9 protein-coding genes are annotated in these 13,531 nt (G+C 73.8%); 1 reads left to right on the plus strand and 8 read right to left on the minus strand.

Annotation, left to right across the window (positions count from 1 at the left end):
• Positions 1–374: 374 nt before the first annotated feature.
• The 3 genes from ABZ342_RS40430 to ABZ342_RS40440 are packed head-to-tail and all read right to left on the minus strand — an operon-like array spanning position 375 to position 6,138.
• Positions 375–1,637 carry an acyl-CoA desaturase gene (locus tag ABZ342_RS40430; protein WP_360484900.1) on the minus strand — a complete coding sequence of 421 codons (1,263 nt, stop codon included), beginning with the start codon at positions 1,635–1,637 and terminating at the stop codon, positions 375–377.
• Between the two features lie 9 nt (positions 1,638–1,646).
• The gene (locus ABZ342_RS40435; protein WP_360484903.1) at positions 1,647–2,744 is read right to left on the minus strand and encodes a ferredoxin reductase; all 1,098 of its coding nucleotides are present in this window, start codon (positions 2,742–2,744) and stop codon (positions 1,647–1,649) included.
• Between the two features lie 55 nt (positions 2,745–2,799).
• On the minus strand, positions 2,800–6,138 hold the full coding sequence (locus ABZ342_RS40440) for a glycosylhydrolase-like jelly roll fold domain-containing protein (RefSeq protein WP_360484906.1): 3,339 nt from the start codon (positions 6,136–6,138) through the stop codon (positions 2,800–2,802).
• A 110-nt stretch (positions 6,139–6,248) separates the two neighbouring features.
• Between ABZ342_RS40440 and ABZ342_RS40445 the strand changes: the two genes are divergently transcribed.
• Positions 6,249–6,752, plus strand: a complete 504-nt coding sequence (locus ABZ342_RS40445) for a 2'-5' RNA ligase family protein (protein ID WP_360484909.1) — start codon at positions 6,249–6,251, stop codon at positions 6,750–6,752.
• Here ABZ342_RS40445 and ABZ342_RS40450 read toward each other — a convergent pair.
• From ABZ342_RS40450 to ABZ342_RS40470, 5 genes are all read right to left on the minus strand, one after another.
• A complete protein-coding gene (locus tag ABZ342_RS40450; protein ID WP_360484912.1) occupies positions 6,749–9,640 on the minus strand; it encodes an AAA family ATPase in 2,892 nt (963 codons plus the stop codon). The genes ABZ342_RS40445 and ABZ342_RS40450 overlap by 4 nt on opposite strands.
• A 68-nt stretch (positions 9,641–9,708) precedes the next feature.
• Positions 9,709–9,882, minus strand: a complete 174-nt coding sequence (locus tag ABZ342_RS40455) for a hypothetical protein (RefSeq protein WP_155547034.1) — start codon at positions 9,880–9,882, stop codon at positions 9,709–9,711.
• Positions 9,883–9,922: 40 nt separating this feature from the next.
• Positions 9,923–10,105 carry a hypothetical protein gene (locus tag ABZ342_RS40460; RefSeq protein WP_360484915.1) on the minus strand — a complete coding sequence of 61 codons (183 nt, stop codon included), beginning with the start codon at positions 10,103–10,105 and terminating at the stop codon, positions 9,923–9,925.
• 47 nt (positions 10,106–10,152) lie between these two features.
• Positions 10,153–10,332: a hypothetical protein gene (locus ABZ342_RS40465; protein WP_155547036.1), complete on the minus strand. Its 180-nt coding sequence runs from the start codon at positions 10,330–10,332 to the stop codon at positions 10,153–10,155.
• 45 nt (positions 10,333–10,377) lie between these two features.
• Positions 10,378–13,227: a type 2 lanthipeptide synthetase LanM family protein gene (locus ABZ342_RS40470; protein ID WP_360484919.1), complete on the minus strand. Its 2,850-nt coding sequence runs from the start codon at positions 13,225–13,227 to the stop codon at positions 10,378–10,380.
• Between the last annotated feature and the right edge of the window lie 304 nt (positions 13,228–13,531).

Here is a 13,531-nt window from a genome sequence, read left to right on the forward strand (position 1 = left end):
CTCAGGCGGCGCGGCGCACCTCGTCTCCCTGGTAAGGGCCGGGCTCGTTCGTGGTCTGGCAGGGCGGGCGCCGCGGGTCTCGCGCTGGCGGCCGGACATGGCTTGAGGGGCCGCAGCGAGTCGCCCGACCAGGCCGGCTTGCGTCAGCCGCCTACCCGCCCGCTCTCAGGCGGCGCGGCGCACCTCGTCTTCCTGGTAGGGCCCCGGCTTCGGGCGGACCTTTCCGCCGGGGAACGCCAGCCGCGAGGTTGTGCGGTGCATCGTGCCGAGCTGCTTAAACGGCGGCCCCGTGATGTACGGCAGCCCGTACCGGCGGCAGATCTCGCGGACCCGCGGTGCGATCTCCGAACATCACGACTCGCCCCAGCCCGCTCTCACGCGGCGCGGCGCACCTCGTCTCCCTGGTAAGGCCCCGGCTTCGGACGCACCTTCCCACCAGGGAACGCCAGCCGCAGGATCGTGCGGTGCACCGTGCCCAGCTGCTTCGACAGCGGGCCCGTGTTGTACGGCAGCCCGTAGCGCCGGCAGATCTCGCGGACCCGCGGTGCGATCTCCGCGTACCGGCTGCTGGGCATGTCCGGGAAGAGGTGGTGCTCGACCTGGTACCCGAGGTTGCCGCTCAGCAGGTGGAACAGCGGGGACCCGGTGATGTTCGCCGCGCCGACGAGCTGGCGGACGTACCAGCCGCCGCGGGTTTCGTCGCGGACCTCCTCCTGGCTGAACGTGTACGTCTGGTCCGGGAAGTGGCCGCAGAAGATGATCGAGTGCGCCCACAGGTTGCGGATGATGTTCGCCGTGAAGTCGGCCCAGAACGTCGCGGCGAACGTCGCGCCGCCGTCGCGGCGGGCCGCCGCGAGCTGGGCTCGCACCGCGCCGCGACGACGCCGGCCGCGCGCCCGGTCCGCCACCACCCGGGCTCGCGAACGCGGCTCGGGGTTCGCGAGGCGGCTCACGGCGGTCGCGGCGAGCGCGCTGACCAGCGGCCAGCCGACGTAGTCCTTGAGGATCTGGTCGCGGGCCTTGCCCGAGATGCCCTTGAGGTCGTGCCAGACGTCCTTCATCGGCTTCTCGCCGGCGCGGATGGCTTCGACGTCGAGGTCGTGGACCGCGACGCCCCATTCGAAGAACGCCATCAGCAGCAGGTTGTACAGCGGCTGCGCCAAGTACGCCGGGTGCCACTTCTGGTGCGGGTCGATGCGCATGATCTCGTACCCGAGATCCTTGTCCTTGCCGCGGATGTTCGTGTACGTGTGGTGGATGTAGTTGTGCGAGTGCTTCCACGCCGCGGCCGTCGAAGCGGTGTCCCAGTCCCAAGTGGACGAATGGATGTACGGGTCGTTCATCCAGTCCCACTGGCCGTGCAGGACGTTGTGCCCGATCTCCATGTTCTCCAGGATCTTCGCGATGGCCAGGCAGCCGGTGCCCGCCGTCCAGGCCACCTTGGACCGGGAGCCGAGCAGCAGCGCCCGGCCGGCCACCGCGATCTGCCGGTGCAGCCGGATGACGCCCTTGATGTAGCGGCGGTCGCGCTCGCCGAGGTCGCCGCGGACCTGGTCGTGGATGGCGTCGAACTCGCGGGCGAGTTCGGCGAGCTGGTCCGCGCTCAGATGGGCGAACGGGTGCGTGGTGGCGGTCATGATTTCCTTTCAGAGTTCGACCGTGACCCGGCCTTCGGCGCCGTGCACGCAGGTGCGCACGATCTCGTTGTGCTTCTCGCTGACGACGTTCGTGCGCAGGTCGCGGATCCGGCCCTCCCGGATCGGCAGCACGCACGTGTGGCAGACCCCGACCCGGCAGCCGAACGGCATGTCGACGCCCGCGTTCTCGCCCGCGACGAGGATCGGGGTGCCGGGCGGGCAGTCCGCGTCCAGGTTGCGGTGCGCGAACCGCACGCTCCCGCCCGCGCCCTCGGCGTCCTCGCCGCCGACGATCGGCTGGAACCGTTCGTGGTGCAGCCGGCCCACGTCGCCGTGGCCCTTCCAGTGCTTGTGCAGCGCGTCGAGCAGTTCGCCGGGCCCGCAGGCGTAGGTTTCCCGCTCGCGCCAGTCCGGGCACAGGGCGTCGAGGTCGGCGGGGGTGAACCGGCCGTCCTCGCTGGTGATCCGCAGCTCGAGCCGGAAACCCTCGTGCTGCTTCTCGAGCGCGGCCAGCTCGTCGCCGAAGGTGACGCCGTCCGCCTCCCGTGCCGAGTGCACGTGGACGACGTCGCGCAGGCCGGGCCCGGGCGCGAGGTGGCGCAGCATGCTCATCACCGGCGTGATGCCGCTGCCGGCGGTGACGAACAGCAGGCCGCGGTCCAGCCGGTCCGGCAGGGTGAACGATCCTTCGACCTCCCCGAGCCGCACGACCTCCCCGGGGTGGACGCGCTCGACCAGGAACGGTGAGACGACCCCGCCGTCGACCCGCTTGGGGGTGACCGAGATCAGCCCGTCCGGGCGGTCCGGGCTCGACGTCAGCGAATACGCGCGCCAGTGGTGGACGCCGTCGATGACCACCCCCAGCCGCACGTACTGCCCGGGCCGGTGCCCGACCCAGTCGAAGCCCGGCCGGATCAGCACGGTGGCCGCGCCACCCCGTTCGGGCTCGACGCGCTCGACGCGCCCGCGCAGCTCCCGGGTCGACCACAGGGGGTTGATCAGCTCGAGGTAGTCGTCCGGGCGCAGGGGCGTGAAGAGCCAGCGCACCGCACGCAGTGCCCGGCGCCGCAGCGGCGACGCCGGGGGACGCATTCCCACTTCAGCCATGCTCATTGAGTGTACAGACGTGCACTCAACTCGCAGAGCGAGTGATGTGAAACGTTTAAGTCAGCGGCACGCCGACGAGCCGGTGAGGGCGCAGGACCACCGGCCCGAGCAGGCCGGACGCGAGCGACTGGCCGCGCGCGTTGGCGCCGGTGTTCGTCACGCGCACCCGCACGCGGTTGCGGCCGGGGCGCAGCGCGGCGGTCACGTCGACCCGGTACGGCGGCCACAGCCGGGACCCGCCGGCTTGGCCGTTGACCTCCACTTCGGCCACCTCGTGGACCTCGCCGAGGTCGAGCGTCCACCGCCGGCCGGGGACGGCGGGCACGTCGAACTCCTTTTCGTACCAAGCCGATCCGGAGTACCCGGCGTCGACATCGGTCCACGAGCCGAGCGGGCGGGTGGTGACCGGCGCGCCCGGGCGGTCGAAGCGGAACGTCCAGTCGCCGCTCACCGGGACGGAGGCGAGGGCGTCGGAAACCGTCGCCGCGCCCGAGTAGGTGCGCGCCCCGTCCGTCGCGGTGACGGTGACGCGGCCCGGCCCGCTCGTGCGCACGATCGCGCGGCGGCCGTCGATGCGCTCCACCGGCGCCGACGCGGACACCGCGTGCAGCGGCTCCCGCCCGCCGCGGAAGACCACCAGCACGGCCGCTTTCGGCTCCAGTCGCAGCGGCACCGCCGTGGTGGCGCCGGTTTTCCGCCAGACGCCGGCCGGGGCCGCCGACCCGGTGTCGGGGTCCCACACCTCGGGGGTTCCGGTCGCCGGGAACGTCGCGGTCAGCTCGACGGCGTCGGCGCGCTCGCTCACCACGACGAACGCCTGCTCGCCCCGGTTTTCCAGCCGCAGCAGGCGGATGTCGGTGTGGGGCGGGTCCAAAGCGGCCGCCGCGCCACCGGCGACGACCGCCGCGGCCGCGGCTCCGCCCGGATCGGCCGCCCGGGTGACCGAGCGCGTCGCGAACAGCTCGGCCAGCGCGGCACGCAGGCCCGGATCGTCGCCGCCGGCTTCGCGAGCCGCCGGTGTGCCGGTGACGACCACGACGCCGCCACCGCGAGCGAACCGGATCAGCGTCCGCACCGCGCCGAGGGCCAGGACCGGCGTCTCCGGCACGACGACGATCCGGTACGCCTGCCGCCCGACGACCAGCTTCGGCCCGTTCGGCCGGACGTGGGTCACCAGCGCGGGGTCGGCGTCGAGCGCGCCTTCGTCGAGGAGGTCGAAGTCCACCTGGACGTCTTCGAGCGCGTGCGCGGCGGTCAGGAAGGCCGTGTCGAGCGCGGCCATCGCGGGAGTGTCCTGAGTGGACTCCGCGGCGCGTTGCGGTTGCAGCAGCGCGGTCCGTGCGGCGGCCGGCGCGCGGCAGGCTTCCATCAGCCTGCCGATCCAGTCGTTCAGCGGTGCGGACACCGGCCACCACGGGTTGGCGGGCTGGAACGGCGGCGGGTAGACGATCTGGTTCTCGTCGCTGAACCGCGCGTGCAGCAGCGTGTGGTTGACCCCGCGCACGGCGAAGGCGCCGACGACCTCGCGGACGAACGCCGGGGTCACCGGCCACCCGGTCCCGCCCATGGCCTCGAGGTAGACGCGCTCGAGCCCCAGCTGGTGCGCGGTGCTGGCCGGGAACCGCGACAGCGTCCGGTGGTAACCGCGCTGGTAGTGGTCGAAGATCAGGTCGGTGCCGGGCACCTGCGCCCACTGGTTGTTCGCGTTGAGGTTGCCGGAGCTCTGGAGCTGTTCGCCCGGGCCGTATTCGTCCCACAGCGGGTTGGAGATGAACTCGACGCCGTGGTCGGCCATCCAGGTGCCCTGGGTGCGGTAGTAGGCGGCGGCGAACCGGTTGCTCACCGCCCGCCAGAACAGGCCGCGCAGGCGGAGACCGTCGGTGCCGAGGTCGTCGTGCACCGCGGTCAGCGCGATCCCGGGGAACGTCCCGAGCCGGGCCAGCTCGGCGTCGAGGGTGGGGGACCAGGGGACGGTGTCGAAGGGGCCGTGCGCCGAGGCGAGGTAGGGCTCGTCGTCGGCGAACCCGCGCAGCACCGCGTTCGCCGCCCACGGGAAGCGGCGCAGGTACTCGCCCGGCACGGCGTCGAGGAACAACCGGACGGCTTCGTCGTCGAGGAGGTCGAGGTAGGCGCGGCCGGAGCCGGTGGGCGTGCTCAGCGGGCGGACGGTGAACAGGTCCAGCTGCCACCGGCCCGCCGGCGGCGTCCACGTCCCGCCCGCGCGGGCCTGTTCCGTGAGATCCACCAGCGACCGGGGATCGCCGGAGCCCGCCGGGCGAGCGGTCGCGGCGACCAGGGGCAGGCCGCCGGCGGGCAGGTCGAAGGCGTCGAGCACGGCGGCGGTGTCGAAGGTTTCGTCGTACAGCACCGTTCCGGCGGGGTCGCGGACGGTCAGGCGGTCCCACGAGGACCGCTGGCTCGCCACCGCGCGCACCCCGACGCGGCCGGTCGCGAAGGCGATGTCGGCCGGAGCCTGCGCGGTGCCGTCGAGCGTCACGGTCAGGTGCGTGCCCCGGATCCCCACGGCCAGGACGTGGTCCGCGCTCGCGTCGAAGCCCGGGACCGGGGTGCCGCTCCGGACGAGGGAGAACGCGCCGGCGGTCTGCTGCCAGACGTCGACGGCGCCGTCGGAGCGCAGGTCGGCGAGGACGCCGTCGCCTTCGCTCGCGCTGCGCACCATCAGCCCGGCGGTCGCGCTCTCGACGCGAACCTTCGCCTCGACGTCGTAGTCCTGCCACTGAGCGCCCTCTCTCAGCAGAGTGACGCCGTCGCGGGCGGCGGCGTCGACGAGGAGTCGACCGTCCGAAACGGACAGTCCGCGGCTCACCAGCGGCACCGGAGCGCCGCCGGTGACGGTCAGGACCTGGTGCCCGACGCCCTTGAGCCGCAGATCCGGCCGCGGCGGGTAGACGCGGCCACCGACGGTCCCGCCGTCGACGACGAACCCCCCGGCGCGGCCGCTGGGGAAGTAGTCGTCGTTGAACAGCCAGAGGTGCATGCCGTGGCGCTGGGCTTCGCGGAGGGCGAATTCGATGATGGCGAACCAGTCTTCGCTGAAGAAGGCGGGCTTCAGGGCCGAGGTTTCGAAGGGGAAGAGGAGGACTTCGTACACGCCTTGGCCACGTAGGTCGGCCAGCCCGGCGGCGACGAGGTCCGGGGTGACGGTGCCGTTCCAGAACCACAGCACGGTGGGGCGCGAGTCGGGCCGCGGGTCGGCGAACCGGGCAGCGGGGAAACCGGCGGCTTTCGCTTCGCCGGTTCCGGCTTCGGCCGCGTCGGCGGCGGGGACCCGGATCGCCAGTCCGGTCGCGACGGTCGTCGCCGCGGCGAACGCGAGCAGCTGCCGCCGGGACAGGCCGCCGGCCACGATCCGCACCTCGTCGTGCTCGGGCATGACGCTCCCTCCGCGTGTATTGAAACGATTCAATGAGGAAGTAATTTACGTGACCCGGGTCACGCCCGTCAAGGACCGTTCGGTGGTGAACGCGGGGTACGGTCGCAGCCGTGGACCCTCTGGTGGTGACCTTGGCCGTCGACGAGCGCGCCCAGTCCGCGTGGAACGCCCTGCGGCGCAGGTGGTTCCCGCCCGAGCGGCTGGTCGTCGACGCCCACCTGACCCTGTTCCACGCCCTCCCCGGCGAGCGGTCGGCGACAGTGGTGGCGGACTGCGCCGAGATCGCGCGGGCCACCGCCCCGTTCGCGGTGACGGTGGCCGGAGCGCGATCGCTCGGGCGCGGAGTCGCTCTCGACGTCGGCTCCCCGGAGCTGGGCCGGGTGCACGCGGCGTTGCGGGCTCGATGGTCGGCATGGCTGACGCGACAGGACGCGCAACCGTTCAAGCCACACGTGACGGTGCAGAACAAGGTGGGTCCCGAGGTGGCGGCGGAGACGCTGGCCGCGGTGCGCGCGGACCCCGGTCCGGCCGCGGTGACGGCGACCGGTGTGACCGTCTGGCGCTACCTCGGCGGCCCGTGGGACCTCATCGCGGTGGAGCGGTTCACCGCCTAGTGCGGTGTGTTGCGCGCGTACTCCGTCAGCTCGCCGCGGTTCTGCAGGTTCGACTTCGCCATCAGGCTCGCCACGTGCTTTTCCACCGTGCGCGGCGAAATGTGCAGCCGGCGGGCGATGTCCTTGTTCCCCATGTTGTCCGCCAGCAGCTGCAGCACCTCGTACTCGCGCACCGTCACCCCCGCCGAGCGCAGGGTCGCCGGGAGGCGGTCGGAGCCCGTGCGGCGCTGGCCCACCGGGGCGCCGATCTTGCGCAGCAGGCCGCGGCACGCGCTCGCCACCGCCGTCACCTCGGCCTGGTGGAAGTACTCCTCGGCCTCCTTGAGCCACGTCACCGGGTCACCCCAGCCGTCGGCCGAGGCGGACTCCGCGACCATCCTCAAGCCCAGGTGCCTGCTCACCGGGAACGGGGCCGCCGCCTCGATCGCCGCCGCCACCGCCGAGTCGGCCTGCTCCGGGGAACCCGCGCGGCCGTGGCGGACCGCGTCACCCAGCAGCACGAACTGGCGGTTCCAGCGCATCCCGCTCACCGCCGTCGGAGGCCGGGCCACCTCCGGCTCCGTCCCGTCGAGCGCCTCGATCAGCAGCCGCAGGCCGTGCTGGCCGGCCAGGTGGAAGCGGCTCGGCTGGCGCTCCTCCAGGGACAGCACCTGGGCCAGCTCGCGGCGGGCGCGTTCGGCGTCCTCTTCGAGCAGGGAACAGAACACCTGCGCCAGCCCGACGCTCAGCACCAGCTCCTGCGCCGTCGCGCCGCCCTCGGCGCGGAAGTCCTCGAGCGCGCGTTCCATCCGCGGCCGGTCCGCCTGGTGGGCGGCCACCATCGCGCGCGTCATGTGCGTGTACTGCAGCAGCGCGACCAGGCCGAGCCGGCCGAGCACCGCGAGGTTCTCGTCGAGGATCGTGTCGGCCTGCGCGAACTCGCCGCGCATCGCCGCGTGCACCGCGCGGCTCGCGTCGACCGCGCAGGTGAGCGTGATCGCGCCGGTGCGCTGGGCTTCCGCGCGGGCCAGGTCGAACGTGCGGACGTCGCCCTCGGCGAGCATCCGGTGCCCGCCGAGGCGGACCAGCACCTGGGTGCGCAGGTGGGTCAGCTGGTGCTGTTCGGCCAGCCGCCGCGCCAGCTGCAGGTAGCGCTCGGCTTCGGCCAGGTCCGTCTCCAGCGCCACCATGCCGAGCACCTGCAGCGCCTGGCACGACACGAACGGCACGCCGGCGCGCTCGGCGACCTCCCACGCCTGCTCGGCCAGCTTCCGGGCCCGCTCGGTGTGCGCCGGGCCCGGGATGTCCAGCCACAGCGTCGCTTCGACGGCGTCCAGGCCGGCCTTCTGCTCTTCGGTGATCTCGCCGCCGAGCGGGGCGCGGGCCTGCTCGATCTGGTTGAGGCACTCGTCGTGCCGCCCGCCGATGTAGGCCGCCCACGCCAGCTGGATGTGCAGGTCGACCGCCCGCTCCAGGCGGCCGATCTCGGCGAAGCGGGCGGAGAACTCGACGGCCCGGTCGAACTGCCCGGTCTGCCCGAGCGCGTGCAGCAGCGTCTCCAGCGCGTCGGCCCGGTCGTCGGGGCTCGCCGTGGCCAGGAGGTCGACGGCGCGGGTCAGCATGGTCACCGCCGTGTCGGCCGCGCCGCCGTCGAGCGCCCGGCGGCCGGCCTCGGCGAACAGCCGCCCGGCGCCCGGGTGGTCCATCGCCGTCAGCCGCAGCGCCGCGGCCAGCGCGCACAGCTCGCCGGGCAGCCCGGGGTGCAGGAGCTCGACGGCGTCCGCGGCCCGGCGCGCCAGGGTGGCCTTCGTCGACGGCACGAGCCGGGCCAGCAGGGCCTCGGCGGTGAGCGGGTGGCGGAAGGCGTACCAGCCGGGGGTCGTCTCGTCGGTGGTGACCAGGTGGGCGGCGACACTCGCGCTGATGTGGTTGTGCAGCATGCGGTCGTCCATGTCGGTGACCGCCTGCACCACCGACAGCGGGAACCGCCTGCCCAGCACGGCGGCGACCGAAAGCAGCGTCTCGCCGTCCGTGCCGAGCGCGTCGACGCGGGCGGCGATGCTGCTGATCAGCGCCTCCGGCACGCGGGCCTGCAGCTCCCCGACGACCTGCCAGCCGCTCGCCCCGCCGACGAGCAGGCCGTCGCCGAGCATGCCGTGCAGCAGCTCCTCGACGACGAACGGCACGCCCTCGCTGTTCTGCCACAACAGGTTCGCGACGGCGGCCGGAACCGCGGCCGGCTCGGTCTCCAGGCAGGCGGCCGCGAACTCGCGGGTGCGCTCGGCGTCGAGCCGGGCCAGTTCGAAGGTGTGGCTGGACGAGCGCTGCGCCGCCGCGGTCGCCAGCCGCCGCGCCTCACCCGGTTCGCCGCGCAGCGTGCCGATCAGCATGACCCGGCTCGACGCCAGGTTGTCGACGAGGTATTCGACGATGAAGAGCGTCTCGGCGTCGGCGTTGTGCAGGTCCTCCAGCACGATCAGGCAGCCGCCCTCGCGGCCCGCCACCGACAGCAGCCGGAACACGGCTTCGGCCAGCACGAGCAGGTTCCCGTTGTCGTGCGGCCGGTCGCCGCGGTACCAGTCGGGCACGAGCCGGGCGAGCACGGGGACCAGCGGGTCGAGTTCGGGAGCGGCGGGCGGGAGGCCACCTCGGAAGTGCGAAAGCAGGGCCTCGGCCAGCGGCCGGAACGGCACCATCGGGCCGATGGAGCTGGCTCGTCCGCGTAGCACGGGGAGCCCGGTCGCCAGTGCCCGCGAGGCGATGTCGGCGGCGAGCCGGGATTTCCCGATCCCGCCCTCGCCGACAAGGAAGAAGGCCCCACCGTGGTCGGTGCGGGCCTTCTCCAGAGCCTGGGACAGTGCGCCGAGCTCCCTGTCGCGTCCGATGAGACGCGTCGACCGGATGCCCATCGCGGTCACTATATCCGGAGTGGCCACATCCGGACGTAGGTCGAATTACCGACGCCGGAAACGTCTCACTATTCGGTGAAACCGCCCGTGACGACAGTGATGTCCATCGTGGTCAGGGAGTTCTGGCTGACCCGCGCCGCCTTGCCGGACAGCGCGTGGTTGCGGGCACCGGTGCGGGACGTCCGGGGGAGGGTCAAGGCGCCGATCGGGTTGTCGGTGCCGGCGAAGTCGTGCTCGGTCATGCGGGTGGCTCCACTCTCGGTAGTGCTGGGGTGGGGAGGACTACTGGGGGAAAGCGATGCTGACGGTGAAGACGGGGGTGATGTCCAGGGTGTCGGCGCCGTTGTGGCTCAGCCGCGCGGTCCGGCCGGAGAGGGCGCGGTTGCGGGCGCCGGTCCGGGTCGGCGCCGGGAGGGTGGGGTCGCCGATGGGGTTGTCGGCGCCGATGAAGTCGTGCTCGCTCATGGCGTGTTCTCCGCTTTCGGTCGCAGGTCGAGGCAGGGGGACGGACGTCAGAGGGCGAAGGTGCCGTTGGTGACGACGGTGGGGCCACCGAGCGTCTCGAGGGTCATCCCGGAGAGCCGGGGCCGGGTGCCGGCCAGTGCCTGGTTGCGGATGCCGCAGCGGTTCGCGCGGGGGAGTACCAGGGCACCGACGGTGGCTTCGACGGTCTCGGTGGTGATTTCGGGCATCGTTCGTTCTCTCCTCGGGATGGAACGGGGTGGGGACGGGTGCGGTCAGCGGGTCGGGGGTTGCAGGAGCAGGGCGGACGGGACGCGGGGGCCGAAGCCGAGGCGCAGCAGGCCGTAGCCGATGCCGGCCAGGCCGGTGAGGAGGCCGGGGGACGGGACGCCGTCGGGGGTGCCGCAGCGCGCGCCGTCCTGTTCGACGGCGGTGAGCAGCTGCCCGGTGCGGGTGGCGACGGCGGCGGCGGCGCCCTGGTGGCCGGTCTCGGCGAGGAAGCCGAGCACGTCGGTGATGCCGGCTTCGCCGTGGCAGAGGCTGAGGTCGCGCAGCGGGTCCTGGGCGGCGAGGGCCGCGACCTGCTCGTCGAGGCCGAGCACGGCGGGCTGCCCGGCGTAGGCGAGCACCTGCCCGGCCAGGCCGGAGCACCAGCCGTGCCCGGTGGCGGCCTGGGCGGGGGGCAGGGTCGCGGTTTCGCGCGGGTACCCGGCCAGCGCCCAGTCGACGCCGGCCGCGCCGTGCGCGAACCCCGGGTCGGCGAGGTCGGGGTCGAGGGAGCGGACGGCGAGCTCGGCCGCGTAGGCGTCGGCCAGCAGCGCGGCTTCGCCGGACCCGGTCTGGGTGGCGACCGAGCGCAGCGCGACCAGGCCGCCGGCCAGGCCGGTGGTGTACCGCGGGGACGTCTCGGGCGTCGGGGCCGGCATGACGGCGACCGTGCGGGCGGTCAGGTCGAGCAGGTCCGGCCGGTCGAGCAGCCGGGCGAGCCGGGCTGTCGCGTAGGCGACGCCGCCGAGCCCCAGCAGCCCGCCGGGGCCGGCCGCGGCGGCGAGCTCCGGGTCGGCCTCCAGCGCCGACACCAGCCACGGCAGGCCGGAAAGCGCCTTCCCGGCCAGGTCGCGGTAGCGGTCGATGCCGGTCAGCTCGGCCAGCTGGGCGAGGAACAGCGCCACGCCCGTGTAGCCCTCGCCGAGCCCGGCGCCCATCGGCAGCACGGTCCAGTACTTCTCGTCGACGAGCTCCAGCCCCACCCAGTTGACGCGGCCGCCCGCCGACGACGCGCGGGCGATGATCGCGTCGGCGACGCCGCACGCGGCCGACAGCAGGTGCGCGGGTTCGGGGCTCTTGCTCGGCAGGACGCTGCCGGTGACGCCGGTGCCGGCGTGGGTCTCGGCCGCCGGCCGGGTGGCCAAAGCCGCGGAGATCAGCCACTCCTGGTCGCGCCGGTCGATCGTGGTCATACCGGCGACCTTCGCGCGCACCGTCTCCAGCGGCGCTTCGCCCAGCAGCCCGGGGAGGCGGTTCCCTTCGGCGTCCCAGAGGTCCGCGGACCCGGGGCGGCCGGTGAACATCGGGACGTCGCCCGCCCAGAGATCGGTGAGCTCGGCGGCGACGAGCCCCCGGCGGACCTCGTCGGTGCTGTCGTCGTGCAGCAGCCCGAACGCGTCGTCGCGCGCGTCGGCTCCGGCCAGCAGCGAAGGGTGCGTGGTCTCGTCGAGCAGCCGCGTGTAGAAGCTGGTCGGGCGGACCAGGACGCGGATCCCGGCGCCGGCGCAGCGGTCGAGCAGCCGCCCGAACTCCGCCGCGCCGGCGGAGATGGCGTCGTACCCGGCGCGGAACCCGGCCAGCAGCGCGGCCCCGTGCTCGGCCGGCTCGACGTCGACGCCGCCGAGGGTGGGCCGGTTGACGCCGGTGCCGACGCCGCCGGGCACCCGGGTCAGCCGCATCCGGTCGGTGCCGGCGTCGAGCCAGTCGACGCGGGTCAGCGCCGGGGCCGCCGCGCGGCCGCCGCCGAGGCCGGAGATGTCGACCGCGCCGTGCTCGCCGACGATCATCTGCGGCAGCAGCAAGGTCCGGTGCACCGACCGCGCGAGCAGCTCGGCCGCGGGGTCGACCTCGGTTTCTTCGGCCGGCAGCACCGGCTGGAAGAGCGTCTCGATGTCGATCAGCACGGGCTGGTCGCCGGCGGCGATGATGTTCTCGAAGTGCACGTCGGTGCCGTCGAGGGCGTGCAGCAGGGCGAGCAGCACGCCCTGGCGGCGGTAGAAGCGGTCCACCTCGGTGAGGTCGGCGCACGGCCGGTGCTCGACGAAGCGGAGCCAGCCGTAGCCGGGGCGCACCAGGACGTCGACCGTGCGCAGCTCGAGGCCCGGCACCCGCGGGTTGAGCCAGTCCACCAGGCCGGTGAACGCCGCGTGCAGGTCGAGCGGGCGGGGCTTGTAGATGACGCGCGCGCCGCCGGCGAACCGCAGCTCGCGGACCGAGCGGCCGCGCTGGTGGGCGTCCCCGGTGCCGCCGCTGATCTCGACCAGGAGGCCGGGGTCGGCGCCGGTGAACGCGGTGAGCGCGGCCCGGTCGTCGGCGAAGCGGCCCAGCAGCTCGGTGACCGACTCGATCGCGTGCAGTGACGCCTGCGCGGCGAGCCGGGCGAGCACCGGGTAGCGGTGCAGCAGGTCGGTGATCCCGGCCGGGGTGCCGGTCTGCCGGACGAAGCCGGCGAAGCGTTCTTCCGGAGTTTCCCCCGCAAGGACCTCGGCGCGGCGCGCCCGGCCCAGCTCCAGCACCAGCGTGCGGGCGGCGAGCCCGGCGAGCTGGTGCCCCAGCTGCGCGGCGCAGCGGCCGGCGACCGCGGCGGCGTCGACGGCGGGCGAAGCCGCTGCGGCACCGGCGATCGCGGCGCGGGCCGCGTCGGTGAAGGGGCGGAACACCGAGGCGAACGCCGTACGCCAGTGCGCGGAGCTTTCCCGAGAAGGCTCGGCGGAGCTTTCGTGGGCGAGCGCCGTCTCGGCGAAGGCGGCCCACGCGGGCAGGGAGCTGTCGGTACGGCGTTCCCGCGCGGTCAGCGCCGCGGCCCACCAGGTGGGCGGGAGCGTCGTGGTCGCCGGGTTCGGCTGCGGGGGAATCACGAGATCGAGCATGCCAGCGGGTGACGCGGGTTACATGGGGGTGCTGCGCCCGCATTCCCGCCCGGTATGGGGGCGTCGTAGGGGTTCATGGGGGCACCGGCGGAGAAACGCCTGGTCGCGCTCCACGTACTTAGCCCGGATGGACGTGGCGGTTGCTCCGTTCGACGGGCGGGTCCGGCAGGGGTTGACGCGGTCTTCGGCGCGCTGATCCCCCATGCGGGGCACCCCCGGCCCACCGGACTCCGCGGTCGCGCGCGCGACCGCGTCGCTCGCGCGCGAGGCGGACCGAGGGCCGGGAGCGGCG

This window comes from Amycolatopsis sp. NPDC005961 (assembly GCF_040629235.1).
Classification (GTDB): Bacteria; Actinomycetota; Actinomycetes; order Mycobacteriales; family Pseudonocardiaceae; genus Amycolatopsis; species Amycolatopsis camponoti.